Genomic DNA, 18406 nt, shown 5'->3' on the forward strand with positions numbered 1-18406 from the left:
CACTCTAAATGGCTGATACCCCTCTCATGGCTGATAATCCTTCCCTGACTGACAGCAACGCCACTCCCGTCCGCCGCGCCCTGCTGAGCGTTTCTGATAAAACCGGCATTGTGGAATTTGCTCGGGGCCTCACTGAGCACGGTGTTGAACTCCTCTCCACTGGTGGCACCTTCCGTCTACTGCAAGAAAATGCTATTGCCGTGAAAGAAGTGTCTGAGCACACAGGCTTCCCCGAAATCATGGATGGCCGCGTTAAAACGCTGCACCCGAAAATTCACGGCGGCATCTTGGCTCGTCGCGGCCAGGATGATGCGGTCATGGCTGAGAACGATATTACGCCGATCGACATGGTGGTGGTCAATCTCTACCCCTTTGCCGCCACGGTAGCCAAGCCCGACTGCACACTTGAAGATGCTATCGAGAATATCGATATCGGCGGCCCCACCATGGTTCGCGCCTGCGCCAAAAATCACGCCTACACCACTATCGTCGTCAATAGCAGTGACTACGCGCGAGTGCTGGGCGAGCTGGCCGCCCAAGATGGTCAGGTCAGTAGCGCTACGCGCTTTGACTTAGCGGTTAAAGCCTTTGAGCACACCGCCGGTTATGACGGCGCGATTGCTGACTACCTAGGCCGTAAGGTCAATGCCGCTGATGAAGCGTTCCCACGCACCTTTAACCTGCAGCTCGAGAAAAAGCAGGATATGCGGTACGGCGAAAACCCGCACCAAAAGGCAGCTTTCTACGTTGACCCCCAGGCAAGCGAACCCAGCGTTGCCACAGCAAAAATGCTTCAGGGCAAACCCCTCTCGTATAACAACGTCGCCGATACCGACGCTGCATTTGAATGCGTAAAAGCGTTTAGCGAGACGGCCTGCGTGATTGTTAAGCATGCCAACCCTTGCGGCGTCGCCATTGGTGCAACCGCCTTAACAGCTTACGACAAAGCCTTTGCCACCGACCCTACCAGCGCGTTTGGCGGCATTATCGCCTTCAATACGCCGCTGGAAGCCGAAACCGCCCAGGCGATTATTGACCGCCAGTTTGTTGAGGTGATTATTGCCCCGGGCGTCAGCGATGAAGCTGCCGCAATCGTGGCTAATAAGCAAAACGTACGCTTACTGGACGTCAGCGCTCACTGGCCCGGCGAGCAACAGCCTGCACTAGACTTTAAGCGCGTCAACGGCGGCTTGCTGGTGCAAGAACGTGACGACGGAATGGTCACCCGCGACGAATTGACCGTGGTCAGTCAGCGCGCTCCCAGCGAGCAGGAACTGCGTGACCTTGCTTTTGCTTGGCGGGTAGCTAAATTCGTTAAGTCCAACGCCATTGTGTATGCCAAAGAGGGCCAAACGGTGGGCGTTGGCGCGGGTCAAATGAGCCGTGTTTATTCGGCTAAAATTGCAGGCATCAAGGCCGCAGACGAAGGCCTTTCGGTTCCCGGCTCGGTGATGGCGTCTGATGCTTTCTTCCCTTTCCGTGACGGCATCGATGCTGCCGCAGCGGCAGGTATTACCGCGGTTATTCAGCCCGGTGGTTCCATGCGTGATCAGGAAGTGATCGACGCCGCCAACGAAGCAGGCATTGCCATGGTATTTACCGGTATGCGCCACTTCCGCCACTAAGTCCGCTAAATAACCCAGATTAGAAACACAAAGCCCCTTAGGCGCTCTTTTGATAGGAGCATGCCTAAGGGGCTTTCTTACTATCATCAATAAACGCTAATCAATCACTGCCTATCGACTCAATATCGAGTTTCTAGCCAATATTGAGCCTTTCAGCCCAGATCAATACACAGATACTTGGTTTCCAGATACTCTTCCAAGCCCTGATGACCACCTTCGCGGCCTAGGCCCGAGGCTTTTACCCCCCCAAAGGGCGCAGCAGCGTTAGAAATGGCGCCAGTATTAATACCCACCATACCGTACTCCAGCGCCTCGGCGACACGCCATACGCGCGCAAGATCACGGGAGTAGAAATAAGACGCCAGGCCATACTGGGTATCGTTGGCCATCTCAATAGCGGTCTCTTCATCATCAAACGGGAAGACAGCAGCTAGCGGGCCAAAGGTCTCTTCGTGGGCCACCTTCATCTTGTCAGTGGCAAAACTGATCAGCGTAGGCGTGAAGAAATTACCGCCCAGCGGGTGCGGATGCCCACCTAACAGCAGCTCAGCGCCATTATCAATGGCGTCCTGCACATGCTCACTGACTTTCTTAACAGCATTTTCATCGATAAGCGGCCCAATATTAATATTGGGCTTGGTGCCATCACCCACATGCAGCTCGCTGTTCATGGCAACAGCCAGCTTTTCACAAAAGGCGTTAATTACACTGGACTGAACCAGGAAGCGATTAGTGCAGACACAGGTTTGCCCGGCGTTACGGAATTTAGCGGCCATGGCGCCTTCCACAGCGGCGTCTAAATCGGCATCCTCAAACACGATAAAGGGCGCATTGCCGCCTAGCTCTAGCGATATTTTTTGGATATGTTCCGCCGCTTGAGCCATCAGCTTGCGCCCCACTTCAGTCGAACCCGTAAAGGTGATCTTGCGCACTTTGGGAGATTGGGTCATCGCTTGGGCAATATCGCTAGCGCTACCTGGCACCACATTAAAGACGCCGCGTGGGATGCCTGCCCGCTCAGCCAACAGCGCCAAGGCTGTTGCGGAAAACGGCGTTTGGCTAGCGGGCTTCACCACTATCGTGCAGCCAGCAGCCAATGCAGCCCCGGCTTTACGGGTAATCATCGCCGCAGGGAAATTCCAGGGCGTGATCGCACCAACAACACCGACTGGCTGCTTGGCAACCACAATGCGTTGATTGGCGTTAGCCGCGGGAATCGTTTCGCCATAAACGCGCCGCGCCTCCTCGGCAAACCAGCGTAAGAAGCTGGCTGCATAGGCAATTTCGCCCGCGGCTTCTTTAAGTGGCTTGCCCTGCTCAAATGTCATCAGCATGGCTAAATCCTGCTGATGCTCCAACATCAGGTCGTGCCACTTCATCAGCAAGTCAGCGCGTTCTTGAGCAGTCAACGCCCGCCAAGCCGGTAGCGCAGCGTCCGCCGCATCAATGGCCCGCTCGGTTTCGGCTTTACCCAAGCGAGGTATATCGCCAATCGCTTCACCGGTGGCCGGATTCAATACCGTGATCTGCTCACCGCTATCTGCCGCGACCCAACTGCCGTCAATATAGGCAAAGGGGCAATATAGCTGTGTTTCTTTAAGCGCTTCCATGACAGGCTCCTGACCAAAAATGATGGCCTTGTAGGCTCATTAACGTCTTCATGCTAAGACGAAACACCCCTTTAAACCAAATTTACGGCGTGCATAATCGGTCAATGACAACCGTACACGTTAGCTAATGAGCATTAAAAATTCTTGCCGGGTTGCTTGGTTTTGACGAAATCCACCCAGCATGACAGACGATGTCATGCTGGAGTTTTGCTTCTCCACGCCACGCATCATCATGCAGAGGTGCCGCGCTTCAATAACCACAGCAACACCCTTTGCCTCGGTCACTTCCTGCACCGCCTCTGCAATCTCGCGGGTTAGGTTCTCCTGAATCTGCATACGGCGAGCATACATATCGACGATTCTGGCAAATTTAGATAGCCCCAACACTTTGCCGTTAGGCAAATAGGCGATATGGCATTTGCCTATGAACGGTAACAGGTGGTGCTCGCACATTGAGTAGAGCTCAATGTCTTTTACCAACACCATCTCATCCGTTTGCGACTCAAACACCGCCCCATTGATAATGTCGTCCAATGACTGAGTGTAGCCCGCATTGAGAAACTGCATGGCCTTGGCCGCACGTTTAGGCGTATCTCGCAGACCTTCCCGGGCGGGGTCTTCGCCAAGTGCTGAGATTATCTGGCGGTAGTGCTCGGCGATATCATCGGACATATTTAGCCTCATCAATAGCTATCTCAAAAACGATGCGCAATCGCTTCCAGGTGGTCACCAAGGTCATCCCCTTTTGCGCATGAAAAAGTAACATCATTATTAGGAGGACATTAATCAGCGTCATCCACCACCTTCATTGTACAAAAGGTATACTTTAAAAAAGCACTGCACAACGAGTATTAAGCAAAGAGTGTATTTTACCGCATCTAGGCTGCCTGTGGCTCCCCAGGCTTTGTACGAAAACTGCTGGCCCTCACTCAGGGGCTTTTTTGCGCAGCCTTGAACTGCGTCAGAGCGCCGCGCCACGCAATTTGTCCCCCCAATGCCTGTGATATAATAAAGCGTTTTTATTTAACTGCCTTTATTGCAGGCGCCAACATTGAGAGCTCGCCATGTCATTCAAGCCAACGCCTTTGTGGTTAACCGCCCTTGCAGCCCCCTTTCTTGCTACACCGCTCTTGGCTACCGCTGCAGACGCTACGCTTTCGCTGCCCAATGAAGCAACCGTCGGCGTAGAGGTTGTGGAAGAGCTTGCGTTTGAATCAAACCAAACGCGCCTTAACGATATTTTGCTACACCCTACTCAGGCTGCTAGCGCCTCACACTCTTTACCGGAATACTGCGTTATCGTAGGCAGGGCGCAACGGGTTGATGAGCGCATTCGCGTTACCACCCAAGAGGCGACCTGTATTGAAACACACGACGCTGACAGCGATATTTTCACTGGCGAATTTAGCGCCAGCGCTTATGGCGAAGATGGCCAATATGGTATCGCCTGCGAAGGTTCACAGTGCGCACTCTCCCCTGGTCAGACATTCCTTCTCACACTGGATCAACCCGTAGAGATTGAAGAACTGGACAATCCGTCTGCAGAGCTTAACGAACAGCGTCGCCAAGCAGACGGAGAAGGTATCGCCAACCCTGTGCCGCGCGACGAAGCCGTGCCTGATTGACCTTGTTCTAATATCGCCATAACAAAGTCAGTGGTGAGCTGAAAGCTCATTACGCCAGCCAGCGTGGGTTCTCTAACTGCAGGCACTGCTGCTCTAATTGGCGGATATGCTGATCCCAGTAGCCACTATCCGCCAGCCAGGGGAACGCCCGAGGAAAAGCGGGATCCTCCCAACGTGATACCAGCCACGCTGAGTGCCTGATCAGCCGATAACTCCTAAGCGGCTCGATAAGCGCCATCTGCTCGCTAGGAAACGGGCACGTCTCTTCATACCCTTCGGTAATTTCACTTAACTGCGATCGCCATCCCTGCGGGTCATCGGTGGGCAGTAGCATCCAAATATCCTGCATGGCGGGCGCCATGGTGCAGTCGTCAAAATCGACCAGGGTAAACTGCTCGTCACGCCCCAGCACATTCCCCAAATGGCAGTCGCCATGGCAGCGAATCATGCTGCTGGCGGGCACATTATGTTTTAGGAGCTGCTGGTGAACCTTTTCGATCACACGGTCATAGGCCCGGCGCTGATGACGGCTCATCCAATTGCTGGCCAGCACGCGCTGCTGAGCATCAAGAATACCGCTCGCCATTTCTAAACGCGGGCGATGCTGAAAGGTTTTTTTAGCTGACACTTGGTGCAACCGCCCCAGCAACTCCCCCATGGCAAATAGGTGCGATGGATTATCAAGCTCTGGCGCCTGGCCGGGGCAATGGGGGAACAGCGTAAACCGAAAGCCCTTAAAATAGTGTAAAGACGCCCCCGCCTTATCACGCCAAGGGGCAACGACCGACACCTGTTGATCTACCAGCTCCTGCAGAAAATCATGCTCTTCCTGAATCGCACTGTCTGACCAACGATCAGGCCGATAAAACTTAACAATCCAGTTCTTGCCATCGTCATCGCGAAATAGCAGTACACGGTTTTCATAGCTATTTAGCGCAAAAGGCTCGCCTGCAGGCCAAATATCCAGCGACTCCACTGCAGACATCACTAAATCAGGCGAAAGAGAGCTAAACGGGTGTGACATAGGCCACTCCTGGGTTGGCGAAAGAGCTAATGAATAAGCGAAAAGACTATTCTATCAATCCTTACCTAACGGTGTCCGTGCGGCCGCCCAAATATCAACACGTTTGGCACCTGCCTCCAGCGCAGCGCGCCCTAATGCGTTGCCTGTGGATCCGGTGGTGACCACATCATCGATTATTAACAAATGCGCCGGGGGCGGTGATTCAAAGACAAAGGCACCCGCCAGGTTGGCAGCCCGTTGGCGGCGGTTCAACGTGCGCTGGGAGGGGGAATCCTTTATCCGTTTGGCCGACACCATGGGAATTCCAAGCTGGCGGCTGAGATGTTCGGCCAACCAGTGCGACTGGTTAAATCCTCGGGTGCACGCATGCGTGGTAGTCATAGGCACTGATAGAAGTGCGTTTCCCAGGTCTATCGGCGGGGTTAAGAGCATCAATTCAGCCAATAGTGTGCCCGCCCGCGGAGAAGCATGAAATTTAAAATCATGCACCAACTGTTTGATCAACCCTTGATACAACAGCCCCGCTTGGGTGGTCGAAAATGCCGGTGGGTCAACTAAGCAGTGCCCACACAAGCTCGTACCATGAGCAACGGGGTCACCGCATTGGCGGCAGGCATGTAGGTTCCACGGCAGCTCGTACAAACAGGTCGCGCACCACCCTTGCCCTGCGGATGCCGGCGCCAAACAAAATGCGCAGTAGCCGGGCATGGCCTGCTTTACCCAATTACTACCCCACTGTAGCCACCTCTTTAATGCCATGCCCTCTCCTGACTGCCATATGCATTAATATCAAATCATTGATTGACTTCCATCACAAAGTTGATAATATACGCCTCGTCTTAGCGGATGTGGTGGAATTGGTAGACACGCTAGATTTAGGTTCTAGTGCCGTAAGGTGTGGGAGTTCGAGTCTCCCCATCCGCACCAATTACTTGTTAGTTTTCAAGAAGTTAGCACAACCCCCTTGTATTTTGAATAGCTTCCAAACAGCTTTTTGGTCAGTATTCTTCGCAAAATACCTTCTCTTCGTTTGAAAAATACCAATGGCTTAATGCCATTTTTTTGGTGTCTGTTATTTGCTCAATACTACCTCTATCAAAGGCCGGTTTGGCTGACTTACCCCCACTTTTCCGCTAGTCTCTATTCCTAAATAATGCTACCCAACCTCCCTCAATGGCTATCATCAAAAGCCCGCGTCAGGGATTAACACCAATAACAATGAGAAGGATCTCATATAATGGAATGGCTCAACGATAATGCTCAGGCAATCTCGGCTGTAGCGAGCATTTGCACACTCTTTGTATGGGTATTTTACGCCCAGCTACTTTATAACGGCTATGTGCGACAGCGTCGCCCCCGCGTGATCATTAATCGCGGCAAGGGTATCGGCGCGGACTCCATCTGCTTAATCAGCAATATGAGCAGCGAAGCGATCTATGTTCAACACCTGGTAGCGGTACTGCATACCCAAAAGGGCAGTTACTCCCTTGACGTAGTGGAGTACCAGCAGCACGGTGGTGAACAGCAAACGGGTAGCCAACAGAAAGGTGAGCAACAAGAACCCAGCTACCGCACTCATCAAGGCCCGCTAGCTTCCGGGGATTATCTGAACATTCAATCGTTTGGTGATATTGTGAATCAGGTTAAAGATTATTGGGAAATCGATGATAATCTACTGCAAGAGCAGAATATTCAGCTTGAAATTCGCGTTATCGCTATTTATGGCTCCGAGGATATGCCGACAGGCGCGTCACGAACCTTTAACCTCGACCTTAACGCGCCACCCAATCACCAGCTTATCCCGGCGAGCGTCGATACGGATCGACTCAATAGCCGCGGCCAACGCAAGCGTGTGCTGGAGTGGGCAAAAGAGATTGAGACCCATAAAGCACGCTAAATAAACGCTATTGTTAAGCGGCGACGCCCCATTACCGAGACTATCGACGATGCATAAACTGTTAACCCTCTGCTGGCTTGGCCTACTCACTACGGTCTCGACGAATGTGTATGCCGAAGAGGAAGATAGTGACTTACCCGAGTGGGCGGAAGAGCGCATTGAGCCGTTTCGTGAAAGCGTAGGCAACTGGGTTGATAACACGTCGCGCCGCATCGATGGATTCTTTGGCACTGACGACCATATGCAGGTCAACAACGAGTCCTATCTGCGTTTCGGCCAAGAGATTGATTGGATGGAGGGAGATGGCACCCGCGGCGACACCACCCTTCGTTACCGTATTGACCTACCTACCTCAGAAGATCGCCTGCGACTGGTCATCGAGAGTGACCCGGAAGAGTCGCAAGGCACCCTAGAAGAGCAGGGCTCTGGACGCCTTGCCAATGACCAGCGTGACCGTCGCAGCTCTACGCTCGGCCTGGATTGGCTAGAAAGCCGCGATAAACGCGAAAACTGGAGCAATCGAGTAGGTGCCGGTGTTCGCCTACGCCTCCCTCTTGACCCCTACGTGCGTTTTACCAGCGAGCGCCTGTGGCAACTGGGTGAAGGGCCGTGGCAGCTTGAGTCAAATAACCGCGTTTCATGGTTCAACAATGAAGGCTACTCAGCACGCACACGCTGGGATGTCGGCCGACCGTTGAGCAAACGCCGCCATTTACGTTTTATCTCTACCGTCCAGTGGCGTGAGGAAGAAGACAAACTCGAGTACAGTGAGGTTGCCGAAATCAATCACCGCATCAACCGCCGCAGTGCACTGCGCTACTCGGCTATCGCCATCGGTGAAAGTGTGTCCAATCCTCGCATGACCAATTACTATCTTCAGACGCGCTACCGCCGCGATCTTCATAAAGGTATTTTATTCGCCGATGTGATTCCGGAGCTACACTTCCAGCGCGATGCCAGCTACGACCCACGCTGGGCGATGACCCTGCGCCTTGAGATGTACTTTCAGCGCAAAATTAACCGCGACTACTTTTAAGCGTTATGTACAGATGAGTGAGTTCACGCGCTCATCTACAATCGAGTAGGAAGGGGAGTCGCCTCCCCTGTCCTCTCACACCACCGGGCATACGGTTCCGTACCACGGCGGTTCATGCAGAACGTTTAAGCCATCTTACCGTATCCAGTACCGAGATCAGTCCCTGGTCATAAAACCATTTCCTCGGCAGGGCCTGATTCATGTGCGAAGCCCCGGCATTCCACCAGGGGCCTCGACCGTTCCCCGCCGATTTCCAGGCGCGGTGCCCGTCTAGGCCTAGCCCTCGCAGCTTCCGACGCCGAGTCGATGGGCGTTTCCATTGTCGCCAGATCAGGCCGCGTAAGCGCCGCCGTATCCATTGATCCAGTGCTTCCAAGGGGCGTTTCACATCAACAAGATTGAAGTAGTTAGCCCATCCTCGTAGGACTGGCCTCAACCCTTCGATTACCCGTTGGATGTTACGCCCCCTGCCACGTTTCAGGATCTCACGGACACGCTGCATCATGCGTGTCAGGCTTGTCTTGGCGAGCGTCAGTTTCGACTGCTTGTGCCGAGTGAGGCTGTAGCCCAGATATCCGCGTAGCCATGGCCGATCCACCGCACTTTTACGGCGATTGACCGTCAGCCGAAGTGAGCTCTCGAGATACTCACTCAAGCTGCCCATGACCCGCTCGCCTGCTCGTCGGCTCCGTACATAGATTTGTACATCGTCGGCGTAGCGGCAGAAGCGGTGGCCTCGGCGTTCCAACGCCTTGTCCATGTCGTCCAGCAGGATGTTCGCCAGTAGCGGGCTGAGGGGCCCGCCTTGGGGTGTCCCCCGCCGCCTCGGCGTGGGCAAGCCATGCTGGAACATACCCGCCTCCAGATAGCGACGGATCAGACGCAGTACACGCTTGTCGTCAACGCGCCGCGCGACCCGTGCCATCAGCAGGTCGTGATTCACTCGGTCGAAGAAGGCTTCCAGGTCAAGATCGACCACCCAGCGGTGACCGGCGGTGACGTGGGCCTTCATGGCCGAGACGGCCTGCTTGGCGCTCCGCTTGGGGCGGTAGCCGTAACTCGACTCGGAGAAGCCCGGGTCGAAGATCGGCATCAGTACCTGGGACAGCGCTTGCTGGATTAGGCGGTCGGTAACCGTGGGAATACCGAGCTGCCGCGTCCCACCCTTGGGCTTAGGGATCGTGGTTGCTCGGATCGGGCTGGGGTGGTACTGATCGGCCAACAGCCGCTCGCGCAGCGTTGGCCAGTACTGCTTCAGGTGGTCAGCCAGTTGATGCACCGTCATGCCATCGACACCCGGTGCGCCTTTGTTGGCCACCACCCGACGGTAAGCTCGCTCCATGTTTTCCGGGTCAACGACCCGTTCCATGAGCGAGGTTGGCTCCGCTTTCGTCCACGATAACGACGCCGGGCTGGTCTCGACGCTCACCGGCTGGGACTCGGGGTACTGCCCCTGCCCCTCTGGGTGAGTGACGGTATTAGCGTCATGGTCTGTCTTCATGATCGATCCTCGAGACGTTATCGCCTACTCGCGGTTCTTCATGTTCGGCCCTTGGTGCCGTGGTGAACCGGCACTTACTATGGCCTCGGCTGACGTCTGGTGATCCCTCCCGTCGCCTCTCGACGACGGTAGCACCGTGGCAGACCACCAGACCTCCCAGGGTAAGACGCGCGACCTTCCCGCTTATGCCTGTCGGATTTACATCATGGCGTTCCGTGCAAGTATCGGGCTTTGGTGAGTGTAGCCACCTTACCCCGCCATGACGCCTCGTATCCGCTTCCTGTTCGTCAGGCCAGCGTTTTGCCTCGGGCTGCCTTCAGATTCCCCCTCGCGAGGGACACCCTTGCCGTCGGCTAGCACTTCCCCTTGCAGGGCGTGCAGGGGACTTTCACCCCCAAGTCATCCTGAAGCACCACCCCCAGGAACAGCGCCGGTCAAGGCGCTGCGCGCCATGCCTGGCGCACCACACAACGCGGGCGGCCTTTTAGAGCCGCCCATCTATGCAACACGCCTTTGTCTTACCACGGCCAAGAAACTACAGCCGTAAACCGCCGTCACACTCAATGATGCGCCCAGTGAAGTAGTCGTTCTCCATAATAAAGGCAACGCTTTGGGCAATATTATCGGGCTCACCCAAACGCTTTAACGGCACGCTTGACGAGATACGCTCCAACATATCAGGACGCATCGCAGCGGTCATTTCGGTAGCCACAAACCCAGGCGCTACGGTGCCGGTACGAATACCATAGCGTGCCAACTCCTGGCTCCAAGTGACGGTCAACGCATGTACGCCCGCTTTTGCGGCAGCGTAATTGCTTTGCCCCATATTGCCTGCCCGGGAAATACTGGAGATATTGACGATCACGCCTTCATGTCCGGCTTCAATCATCTGAGTGGCGGCTTCGCGACCACATAGGAAAACGCCAGTTAAATTGACATTAATAACGTTTTGCCAAGCCTCTAAGGACATGCGCTTTTCCACTTGCCCCTCTTTGGCTTTTACCAGCAGCGCATCCTGGGTAATGCCCGCATTATTGACACAACCGCTGACAGGCTCCATGCGTTGCGCAATATCGGCAAACGTCTGAGTCACGGAGGCTTCTTCGGCGACATTCACCACAAACGCCTGGGCATCGATACCTTCCGCGGCAAGTTGCGATACTGCCTGATCAAGCGCTTCAGCGCTCATATCCAATAGCGCCATGCGTGCACCTTGCCTGCCCAAGCGCAGCGCCATGGCATAACCCAACCCTCGCGCCCCACCCGTGACTGCAATGACTTTATCGGTAAGTACCATTCGAGACTCCTTACAAAAGATTAAACCAGCTTCATTGTGCATCGCAGCATAGAAGAATTATGGACATAAATCGAGCTACATCATCGCTGGAATACGCCATGTCAGCTGCTTGCTATTTATATTTATGTCACCATATTACGCAATTACGACGGTTTTCGAGTCGCTTTTGCTAGGAGTTAGCCATGCCAATCCTTATTTTCATATCACTCTTCACTCTACTTGATTTTGTGGTTCTGTTTTCGATTGGCAGCCAGATTGGCCTGCTCACGACGCTACTTTTGGTGCTCGGCACCGGCTTTGTCGGGCTACACCTGATTCGTAAAGAGGGTGTATCCACCTTTGCGCGGGCACGCCAGCGCATGGAGGCTGGTGAGCTCCCCTCCAGCGAGCTATTAACTGGCGCTGCACTTATCTTCGGCGGTGCCTTATTAATGGCCCCAGGCTTTTTGTCTGATGCAGTAGGCTTGGCATGCTTAATTCCCAGCGCACGCCAGTTGATGTTCAAGGCCCTAACTTGGCTGGGGCTTAAAAAAGTTGCTGGGCAACAGCAAGGCCCAAGTGATTCATCGGCCCAGACTAATCAAAATCAAAATCGCCAATCGTCACAACAGGATGGCCCCATTGAGGGAGATTTTATCAGTCGCGATGAGCCCCGACGCCGTCGTTAAGGTTTCCCTCGGTAGAAAATCAACGAAAAAGCAATTTTTTTATTACCCGCCCCCTTGAAAGGTCATCCGCAGCCCCCATTTTTCATTCAGCACACAAATTCGGCGGCGATCTATACGGTAGCTGCCATTAACAAAGAAGACCGTGAGGTCTTCACTTCTCGCGGGTTACTCCCTCGAGAACACTTTTAGGCTAACCGCCCTCACCAGGGCTTCAACCATACTCAGGAGAACGTGAATGAATATCCGTCCTTTGCACGATCGTGTCATCGTCCGTCGCGTTGAAGAAGAGCAGAAAACTGCAGGCGGCATCGTGCTTCCGGGCAATGCACAAGAAAAACCGACACGCGGTGAAATCCTCGCCGTCGGTAACGGTCGCATTCTGGAAAATGGTGATGTCCGCCCGTTAGACGTCAAGGTTGGCGATAACGTGATCTTTAAAGATGGCTACGGCGTCGAGAAGCAAAAAATCGACGGCGAAGAAGTCTTGATCATGAGCGAAGCCGATATTCTTGCCGTTGTTGAAGGCTAAGCATCGTTGCAGCTGGTACTTATTTAACCAGTGCTTCGACTATTTACTTTCACGTTTTTGCATTCAATATTAGGAAGTAGCAGATATGTCAGCTAAACAAGTTAAGTTCTCCGATGATGCTCGTAAACGCATGGCCCGTGGTGTCGACGTTCTCGCCAACGCGGTAAAAGTTACCCTCGGCCCGAAAGGCCGTAACGTAGTACTGGAAAAATCTTTCGGCTCCCCCACCGTTACTAAAGACGGTGTTTCTGTTGCCAAAGAGATCGAACTGAAAGACAAGTTCGAAAACATGGGCGCGCAAATGGTGAAAGAAGTCGCTTCACAGACTTCTGACGCTGCAGGCGATGGCACGACTACCGCTACTGTTCTGGCCCAGGCCATTATCGCTGAAGGCCTGAAAGGCGTGACGGCGGGCATGAACCCGATGGATCTTAAGCGCGGCATCGACCAAGCGGTCAACGCAGCGGTGAAAGAAATCAAAGCAATGTCTGTCCCCTGCACCGACACCAAGTCAATTGCCCAGGTTGGCACCATCTCTGCAAACGGCGACAAGCGCATCGGTGAAATCATCGCCGAAGCGATGGAAAAAGTCGGCAAAGAAGGCGTCATCACTGTTGATGAAGGCCGTGGCTTTGAAGACGAGCTGGAAGTCGTTGAAGGTATGCAGTTTGACCGCGGCTACCTCTCGCCCTACTTCGTTACCAACCAGGACACCATGACGGTTGAACTGGAAGATCCCTACATCCTGCTAGTGGATAAAAAGATCTCCAACATCCGTGAGCTGCTGCCAGTGCTAGAAGCCGTTGCCAAGCAAGGCAAGCCACTGGCCATCATCGCTGAAGATATCGAAGGCGAAGCCCTGGCAACGTTGGTTGTGAACAACATGCGCGGTATCGTTAAAGTAGCCGCTGCTAAAGCACCGGGCTTCGGCGACCGTCGTAAGTCCATGCTGCAGGATATCGCTATTCTGACTAACGGCACGGTCATTTCTGAAGAAGTCGGCCTGACGCTTGAGCAAGCCAACCTGGATCACCTGGGTACTGCTAAGCGCATGACGATGTCTAAAGAAAACACCACTATCATTGATGGTGCTGGTGCAGAAGGCGATATCGAAGCACGCGTTAGCCAGATCCGCGCGCAAATCGAAGACACCTCTTCTGACTACGACAAAGAGAAACTGCAAGAGCGCGTTGCCAAACTGGCAGGCGGTGTTGCCGTTATCCGCGTCGGTGCTGCCACCGAAGTGGAAATGAAAGAGAAGAAAGCCCGTGTTGAAGACGCTCTGCACTCTACTCGTGCAGCAGTTGAAGAAGGCGTGGTGCCTGGTGGTGGTACAGCACTGGTTCGCGTAATGGCCAAAGTACAGGGCCTTACTGGCGATAACGAAGACCAGAATCACGGTATCAACATGGCGCTACGCGCTATGCAGTCACCGCTGCGTCAAATCGTTTCCAACGCTGGTGAAGAGCCTGCCGTTGTGATTAACCGTGTGAAAGATGGCGAAGGAAACTTCGGCTACAACGCACAAACCGGCGAGTACGGCGATCTGTTCGAAATGGGCGTCCTGGATCCAGCGAAAGTAACCCGTACTGCACTGCAGTCCGCTGGTTCTGTTGCTGGCCTGATGATCACCACTGAGTGCATGATCGCAGAAGATCCGGAAGAGAAAGACTCTGCACCTGATATGGGTGGCATGGGCGGAATGGGTGGCATGGGCGGCATGATGTAATGCAACCCTGAGCCCTTCGCTCTATCGACGGCTAGCATTTAGCTGTCAACAAGAACCCCGCCTTGTGCGGGGTTCTTGCGTTTTGAGGCGCCTACAGGCGTGAGGTTGTCGATAGCGTTTTGTCAGCCATTTCCAGGGCCGAACGTGCTACTATCTGGGCGATTTTTTTAAGCTACATTTTCACTACTGGGCACCAGCGCATGTTGCAGCATATCCGTATCGTACTCGTTCAGACCTTCCACCCCGGCAATATCGGCGCGGCGGCACGGGCCATGAAAACCATGGGTTTAACCGAGCTGGTGCTGGTTAATCCACGTCTGTTTCCCGATGAAGAAGCAACTCGACTAGCGGCAGGTGCCACTGATGTCCTGGAGAGTGCGCGGGTGGTTAGCTCGCTGGAAGAAGCCGTTAACGACTGCGTGCAGGTCGTGGGTGCCAGTGCACGCTTGCGCAGCCTGCCCCTTCCCCACTTTGACGAACCGGATGAGATGGCAACAGACGTCATCCAGAACGCTCAAACGGCGCCGGTGGCACTCGTATTTGGGCGTGAACGTTCGGGGCTGACTAACGATGAGATTCGCTGCTGCACGCATCAGGTCAGCATTCCTGCCAACCCTGATTACGGTATTCTGAATCTATCCCAGGCAGTACAGATACTCGCTTATGAAGTACATCGCGCCTGGCGTAAAGGTGATGGGAGCGGTTTTACTTATCAGCGCCCGCTGGAGGCAACGCCACCCAGCCGCGAACAGTTCTTACACTTTCAAGCGCATCTGGGCCGCTTAATGCAGGAAAGTGGCTTTTTAACCCAGCCCCACGCCCGCACTGAAGAGCAACTTCAGGCGCTCTTCGCCCGTGCTCAACCCAGCCGCAAAGAGCTTTCGCTTCTGCGGGGGCTATTAAGCGCGTTTGAAAGCCATCTGCCTAAATAGTGATAGAGTTAAAGCGACTAAAAAGGGACAACCAAGTTGTCCCTTTTTAGTTTGAAGATAAGGCTTTTAGAACATCATTGCCGCTAGCCAGCCAAAGCCGACTAACGGAATGTTGTAGTGCAGAAACGTTGGCACCACGCTGTCCCACATATGATCGTGCTGACGGTCAACGTTAAGGCCTGAAGTGGGGCCCAGGGTAGAGTCAGAGGCAGGCGAGCCTGCATCACCCAACGCCGCTGCCGTACCCACCAGCACCACCGTGGCCATGGGAGAGAAGCCAAACTGTACCGCCAAGGGCACAAAGATGGCAGCAATAATGGGAATGGTTGAGAACGACGAGCCGATACCCAGGGTAATGAATAGCCCTACCAGCAGCATCACCAGTGCCGCTAAGCCGCGGTTATCGCCAAAGAGTGAAAAAGCACCCGACACCAGCGCATCAATCTCTCCCGTGGTTTTCATGACCTCGGCAAAGCCCGCTGCGGAGATCATGATAAAACCGATCAGCGCCATCATGCGCATACCACTGGTAAATAGATCGTCTGCTTCGCGCCACTTAAAGATGCCCCCCATTGAAAGCAGGCCAATCCCTACCAAGCCACCCAGTATCATTGAGCCACTGTAAAGCTGGAGGCCGAGCGCTGCGACGATTGCCACCCCCGACATCACAAGCCCCAACCTATGAGGTTTGGCGGGCGTATGGCCTTCGGCAACGTTGGCGTTAGCGATATCTTCGGCCTGATATTCACGCGGGCGGCGGTAACTCCAAAATAGCGCAACGATTAGCCCCAGCGCCATCCCCCCTACCGGTACTGCCATGGCCAGCGGCACCATGCCACGGGTGATCTCTAAACCCAGCGGTTCCCCAGCGCTATTTAAGTTGGCCAAAAGAATATCGTTTAGAAAGATCGCCCCAAACCCTACCGGCAGCAGCATATAAGGGGCCGTTAAACCAAAGGTAAGCGCACAGGCCACCGCGCGTCGATCCAACTTTAAGCGGTTCATCACGGTTAATAGCGGCGGAATCAGCACCGGTATAAAGGCAATATGTACCGGGATAGCGTTCTGAGAAGAAATAGCCACCAACAACACAGCCGTTAGCAACAGCATTTTGACCCGCGTCTGCTGCGCAACGGTTGCCTCTTTTTTACCCAGCAGCGTAATCAAACGATTAGCCAGCATATCCGGTAGCCCAGAGCGAGAGATCGCCACAGCGAAGGCCCCCAAAGTGGCGTAGGCCAGCGCCACCTGGGCCCCGCCGCCCACGCCTGTATTAAAGGCTTCCAGAGTTTGTTCTAGTGACAACCCGCCCACTAACCCGCCGACTAAAGCGCCCACCACTAACGCAAATACCACTGAGACACGCGCCAGCGATAGCGCCACCATCACCAGCACCGCAAGAATTACTGCATTCATGAAAATCCTTAGAGCTATTGAGAGGTCATTAACGGCGAAGGGGGCGGATTTTAGCAGATTAATAGCATAAAACTAATACTGCCTTACTTACCTATTCCTAGCTTCTAAAAGCGCACAACGCATGCGATAGTGAGCTAACTGTTAGCCTGCCAACAAAGAGAACATCATGGCCTTCGTTCTTCGCCACTCGCTGCTGCTGATTATATTGGGAAGCTTGGTTATTTCCACGGCCATGGGCTTACGCCATGGTTTCGGACTCTTTATGGAGCCCCTCAGCAGCGAGCTCGGCTGGGGGCGTGGCGTATTTGCTTTTGCATTAGCCTTACAAAACCTGGTTTGGGGCTTATCACAACCCTTTACCGGGGCGCTCGCGGACCGCTTCGGTGCGGCCAGGATTATCGTTGTTGGCGGCTTGCTGTATGCCTTGGGGCTGCTGTTTATGAGCCTCTCTACGTCAGAACTAGGCATGACGGTCAGCGCTGGGCTGTTGATTGGCCTTGGCCTCTCCGGTACCACATTCTCGGTTATTTTAGGTGCTGTGGGGCGCGCAGTGGCGCCTGAAAAACGCAGTATGGCCATGGGGATCGTTAGCGCAGCGGGCTCGTTTGGGCAATTTGCCATGCTGCCTGGCACTCTGGGTTTGCTCGAGTGGCTCGGCTGGGCCGCAGCGCTGATGGCGATGGCAGCTATCGCGACCATCATTATTCCCCTGGGGGCAATGCTGCGCGACAAGCCCTCCGCCAAAACGGCATCCGATTTAAGCCTCAAAGATGCGCTCAACGAAGCAGCAGGCCAAAAAGGCTTCTGGCTACTCTGTTTAGGCTTTTTTGTCTGTGGCTTTCAGGTGGTGTTCATTGCCGTGCACCTCCCCGGCTACTTATTCGATAACGGCCTGGCGGTAAAGGTGGGCACGACGGTACTGGCCTTAGTGGGACTGTTTAATATTGTTGGCACTTATACCGCGGGTTGGATGGGCGGCATCTGGTCAAAACCCAAGCTGCTAACCTGGCTCTATTTGATTCGCGGCGTGGTGATTACGGCGTTTGTTTATTTGCCGTTAAGCCCAGTTAGCGCCTATCTATTTGGTATCGTCATGGGGCTTCTATGGCTCTCTACCGTGCCGTTAACCAACGGCATTGTGGCTTCCGTGTTTGGTGTTCACCACCTCTCCATGCTGGGCGGCATCGTATTTCTGTTTCACCAGTTAGGCTCTTTTATGGGCGTATGGCTGGGTGGCTATTTTTATGACCTTACTGGCAACTATAATACGGTCTGGCAAATTGCTATTGTGCTCTCGGTCGTCGCTGCTGCACTGCATTGGTTTATCAATGAAAAGCCGCTCGAGCGCTCGCAGTCAACAACGGTGATCCCATGACACGCAATAATTTACTCAAGGCCATGGTGGCAACTCTGCTGTTTAGCTGTTTAATGCTTGCATGGTGGGGCTGGCAGCATATGGATGCTGCCTTGCTACTGATGGGAACCCGGTTATGCTAACGAGCAAAGGTTGACTACTT

At 54.0% G+C, this 18406-nt stretch carries 17 protein-coding genes and 1 tRNA gene; 11 read left to right on the forward strand and 7 right to left on the reverse strand.

The features are described from left to right. The first annotated feature begins 8 nt into the window (after nt 1-8). Complete coding sequence (gene purH / locus AC4EYZ_RS00455) at nt 9-1625, forward strand: bifunctional phosphoribosylaminoimidazolecarboxamide formyltransferase/IMP cyclohydrolase (RefSeq protein WP_022523662.1); 1617 nt, start codon at nt 9-11, stop codon at nt 1623-1625. A 152-nt stretch (nt 1626-1777) separates the two neighbouring features. Here purH and AC4EYZ_RS00460 read toward each other — a convergent pair whose 3' ends face one another. Beyond that, complete coding sequence (locus AC4EYZ_RS00460) at nt 1778-3235, reverse strand: NAD-dependent succinate-semialdehyde dehydrogenase (RefSeq protein WP_022523663.1); 1458 nt, start codon at nt 3233-3235, stop codon at nt 1778-1780. A 120-nt stretch (nt 3236-3355) separates the two neighbouring features. Continuing rightward, entirely contained in the window at nt 3356-3907 is a 552-nt protein-coding gene (folE, locus tag AC4EYZ_RS00465; protein ID WP_022523664.1) for a GTP cyclohydrolase I FolE, read from the reverse strand. A gap of 392 nt (nt 3908-4299) precedes the next feature. On the opposite strand from folE, the gene AC4EYZ_RS00470 reads away from it, so the two are divergent. Beyond that, nucleotides 4300-4860: a hypothetical protein gene (locus AC4EYZ_RS00470; protein ID WP_009286567.1), complete on the forward strand. Its 561-nt coding sequence runs from the start codon at nt 4300-4302 to the stop codon at nt 4858-4860. Nucleotides 4861-4909: 49 nt separating this feature from the next. On the opposite strand, the gene AC4EYZ_RS00475 is transcribed toward AC4EYZ_RS00470, so the two are convergent. Beyond that, nucleotides 4910-5884, reverse strand: a complete 975-nt coding sequence (locus tag AC4EYZ_RS00475) for a serine/threonine protein kinase (RefSeq protein ID WP_009286566.1) — start codon at nt 5882-5884, stop codon at nt 4910-4912. A gap of 54 nt (nt 5885-5938) precedes the next feature. Further along, nucleotides 5939-6643 (reverse strand): ComFC family protein, encoded by a 705-nt coding sequence (locus AC4EYZ_RS00480; protein ID WP_022523665.1) that lies wholly within the window; start codon nt 6641-6643, stop codon nt 5939-5941. An 83-nt stretch (nt 6644-6726) separates the two neighbouring features. On the opposite strand from AC4EYZ_RS00480, the gene AC4EYZ_RS00485 reads away from it, so the two are divergent. The 3 genes from AC4EYZ_RS00485 (at nt 6727) to AC4EYZ_RS00495 (ending at nt 8817) form a co-directional block, all read left to right on the forward strand. Continuing rightward, nucleotides 6727-6811, forward strand: a tRNA-Leu gene (locus AC4EYZ_RS00485). Nucleotides 6812-7121: 310 nt separating this feature from the next. Further along, nucleotides 7122-7781 carry a hypothetical protein gene (locus AC4EYZ_RS00490; RefSeq protein ID WP_022523667.1) on the forward strand — a complete coding sequence of 220 codons (660 nt, stop codon included), beginning with the start codon at nt 7122-7124 and terminating at the stop codon, nt 7779-7781. A 49-nt stretch (nt 7782-7830) separates the two neighbouring features. Next, nucleotides 7831-8817 carry a hypothetical protein gene (locus tag AC4EYZ_RS00495; protein ID WP_022523668.1) on the forward strand — a complete coding sequence of 329 codons (987 nt, stop codon included), beginning with the start codon at nt 7831-7833 and terminating at the stop codon, nt 8815-8817. Between the two features lie 112 nt (nt 8818-8929). Here the strand turns inward: AC4EYZ_RS00495 and ltrA are convergent, their stop codons facing one another. Together ltrA and AC4EYZ_RS00505 are read right to left on the reverse strand one after the other, a co-directional pair. Then, the gene (gene ltrA / locus AC4EYZ_RS00500) at nt 8930-10318 is read right to left on the reverse strand and encodes a group II intron reverse transcriptase/maturase (RefSeq protein WP_022521957.1); all 1389 of its coding nucleotides are present in this window, start codon (nt 10316-10318) and stop codon (nt 8930-8932) included. Nucleotides 10319-10853: 535 nt separating this feature from the next. Next, entirely contained in the window at nt 10854-11615 is a 762-nt protein-coding gene (locus tag AC4EYZ_RS00505; protein ID WP_022523669.1) for an SDR family oxidoreductase, read from the reverse strand. A gap of 182 nt (nt 11616-11797) precedes the next feature. Between AC4EYZ_RS00505 and AC4EYZ_RS00510 the strand changes: the two genes are divergently transcribed. From AC4EYZ_RS00510 to AC4EYZ_RS00525, 4 genes are all read left to right on the forward strand, one after another. Next, nucleotides 11798-12283 carry an FxsA family protein gene (locus AC4EYZ_RS00510; protein ID WP_022523670.1) on the forward strand — a complete coding sequence of 162 codons (486 nt, stop codon included), beginning with the start codon at nt 11798-11800 and terminating at the stop codon, nt 12281-12283. 235 nt (nt 12284-12518) lie between these two features. After that, entirely contained in the window at nt 12519-12812 is a 294-nt protein-coding gene (locus AC4EYZ_RS00515; protein WP_022523671.1) for a co-chaperone GroES, read from the forward strand. 85 nt (nt 12813-12897) lie between these two features. After that, nucleotides 12898-14541, forward strand: a complete 1644-nt coding sequence (gene groL / locus AC4EYZ_RS00520) for a chaperonin GroEL (protein WP_022523672.1) — start codon at nt 12898-12900, stop codon at nt 14539-14541. 200 nt (nt 14542-14741) lie between these two features. Next, the gene (locus AC4EYZ_RS00525; RefSeq protein ID WP_022523673.1) at nt 14742-15473 is read left to right on the forward strand and encodes an RNA methyltransferase; all 732 of its coding nucleotides are present in this window, start codon (nt 14742-14744) and stop codon (nt 15471-15473) included. A 66-nt stretch (nt 15474-15539) separates the two neighbouring features. Here the strand turns inward: AC4EYZ_RS00525 and AC4EYZ_RS00530 are convergent, their stop codons facing one another. Then, nucleotides 15540-16889: a Na+/H+ antiporter family protein gene (locus AC4EYZ_RS00530; RefSeq protein WP_022523674.1), complete on the reverse strand. Its 1350-nt coding sequence runs from the start codon at nt 16887-16889 to the stop codon at nt 15540-15542. 166 nt (nt 16890-17055) lie between these two features. On the opposite strand from AC4EYZ_RS00530, the gene AC4EYZ_RS00535 reads away from it, so the two are divergent. Both AC4EYZ_RS00535 and AC4EYZ_RS00540 read left to right on the forward strand, forming a co-directional pair. Then, complete coding sequence (locus tag AC4EYZ_RS00535) at nt 17056-18264, forward strand: MFS transporter (RefSeq protein ID WP_022523675.1); 1209 nt, start codon at nt 17056-17058, stop codon at nt 18262-18264. After that, entirely contained in the window at nt 18261-18386 is a 126-nt protein-coding gene (locus AC4EYZ_RS00540) for a hypothetical protein (protein WP_258955957.1), read from the forward strand. Before AC4EYZ_RS00535 ends, AC4EYZ_RS00540 begins: the two co-directional genes overlap by 4 nt. Nucleotides 18387-18406 lie beyond the last annotated feature (20 nt).

It is taken from the genome of Vreelandella sp. 162(4c) (assembly GCF_058152265.1).

Bases quoted from the DNA above. Each gene is read 5' to 3' on its own strand.
- AC4EYZ_RS00495 (WP_022523668.1), top strand. From the start codon at position 7,831: ATGCATAAACTGTTAACCCTCTGCTGGCTTGGCCTACTCACTACGGTC.
- AC4EYZ_RS00530 (WP_022523674.1), bottom strand. From the start codon at position 16,889: ATGAATGCAGTAATTCTTGCGGTGCTGGTGATGGTGGCGCTATCGCTG.
- AC4EYZ_RS00505 (WP_022523669.1), bottom strand. From the start codon at position 11,615: ATGGTACTTACCGATAAAGTCATTGCAGTCACGGGTGGGGCGCGAGGG.
- AC4EYZ_RS00540 (WP_258955957.1), top strand. From the start codon at position 18,261: ATGACACGCAATAATTTACTCAAGGCCATGGTGGCAACTCTGCTGTTT.
- AC4EYZ_RS00460 (WP_022523663.1), bottom strand. From the start codon at position 3,235: ATGGAAGCGCTTAAAGAAACACAGCTATATTGCCCCTTTGCCTATATT.
- purH (WP_022523662.1), top strand. From the start codon at position 9: ATGGCTGATACCCCTCTCATGGCTGATAATCCTTCCCTGACTGACAGC.
- folE (WP_022523664.1), bottom strand. From the start codon at position 3,907: ATGTCCGATGATATCGCCGAGCACTACCGCCAGATAATCTCAGCACTT.
- AC4EYZ_RS00510 (WP_022523670.1), top strand. From the start codon at position 11,798: ATGCCAATCCTTATTTTCATATCACTCTTCACTCTACTTGATTTTGTG.
- AC4EYZ_RS00475 (WP_009286566.1), bottom strand. From the start codon at position 5,884: ATGTCACACCCGTTTAGCTCTCTTTCGCCTGATTTAGTGATGTCTGCA.
- AC4EYZ_RS00515 (WP_022523671.1), top strand. From the start codon at position 12,519: ATGAATATCCGTCCTTTGCACGATCGTGTCATCGTCCGTCGCGTTGAA.
- AC4EYZ_RS00470 (WP_009286567.1), top strand. From the start codon at position 4,300: ATGTCATTCAAGCCAACGCCTTTGTGGTTAACCGCCCTTGCAGCCCCC.
- ltrA (WP_022521957.1), bottom strand. From the start codon at position 10,318: ATGAAGACAGACCATGACGCTAATACCGTCACTCACCCAGAGGGGCAG.
- AC4EYZ_RS00480 (WP_022523665.1), bottom strand. From the start codon at position 6,643: ATGGCATTAAAGAGGTGGCTACAGTGGGGTAGTAATTGGGTAAAGCAG.
- AC4EYZ_RS00535 (WP_022523675.1), top strand. From the start codon at position 17,056: ATGGCCTTCGTTCTTCGCCACTCGCTGCTGCTGATTATATTGGGAAGC.
- AC4EYZ_RS00490 (WP_022523667.1), top strand. From the start codon at position 7,122: ATGGAATGGCTCAACGATAATGCTCAGGCAATCTCGGCTGTAGCGAGC.
- groL (WP_022523672.1), top strand. From the start codon at position 12,898: ATGTCAGCTAAACAAGTTAAGTTCTCCGATGATGCTCGTAAACGCATG.
- AC4EYZ_RS00525 (WP_022523673.1), top strand. From the start codon at position 14,742: ATGTTGCAGCATATCCGTATCGTACTCGTTCAGACCTTCCACCCCGGC.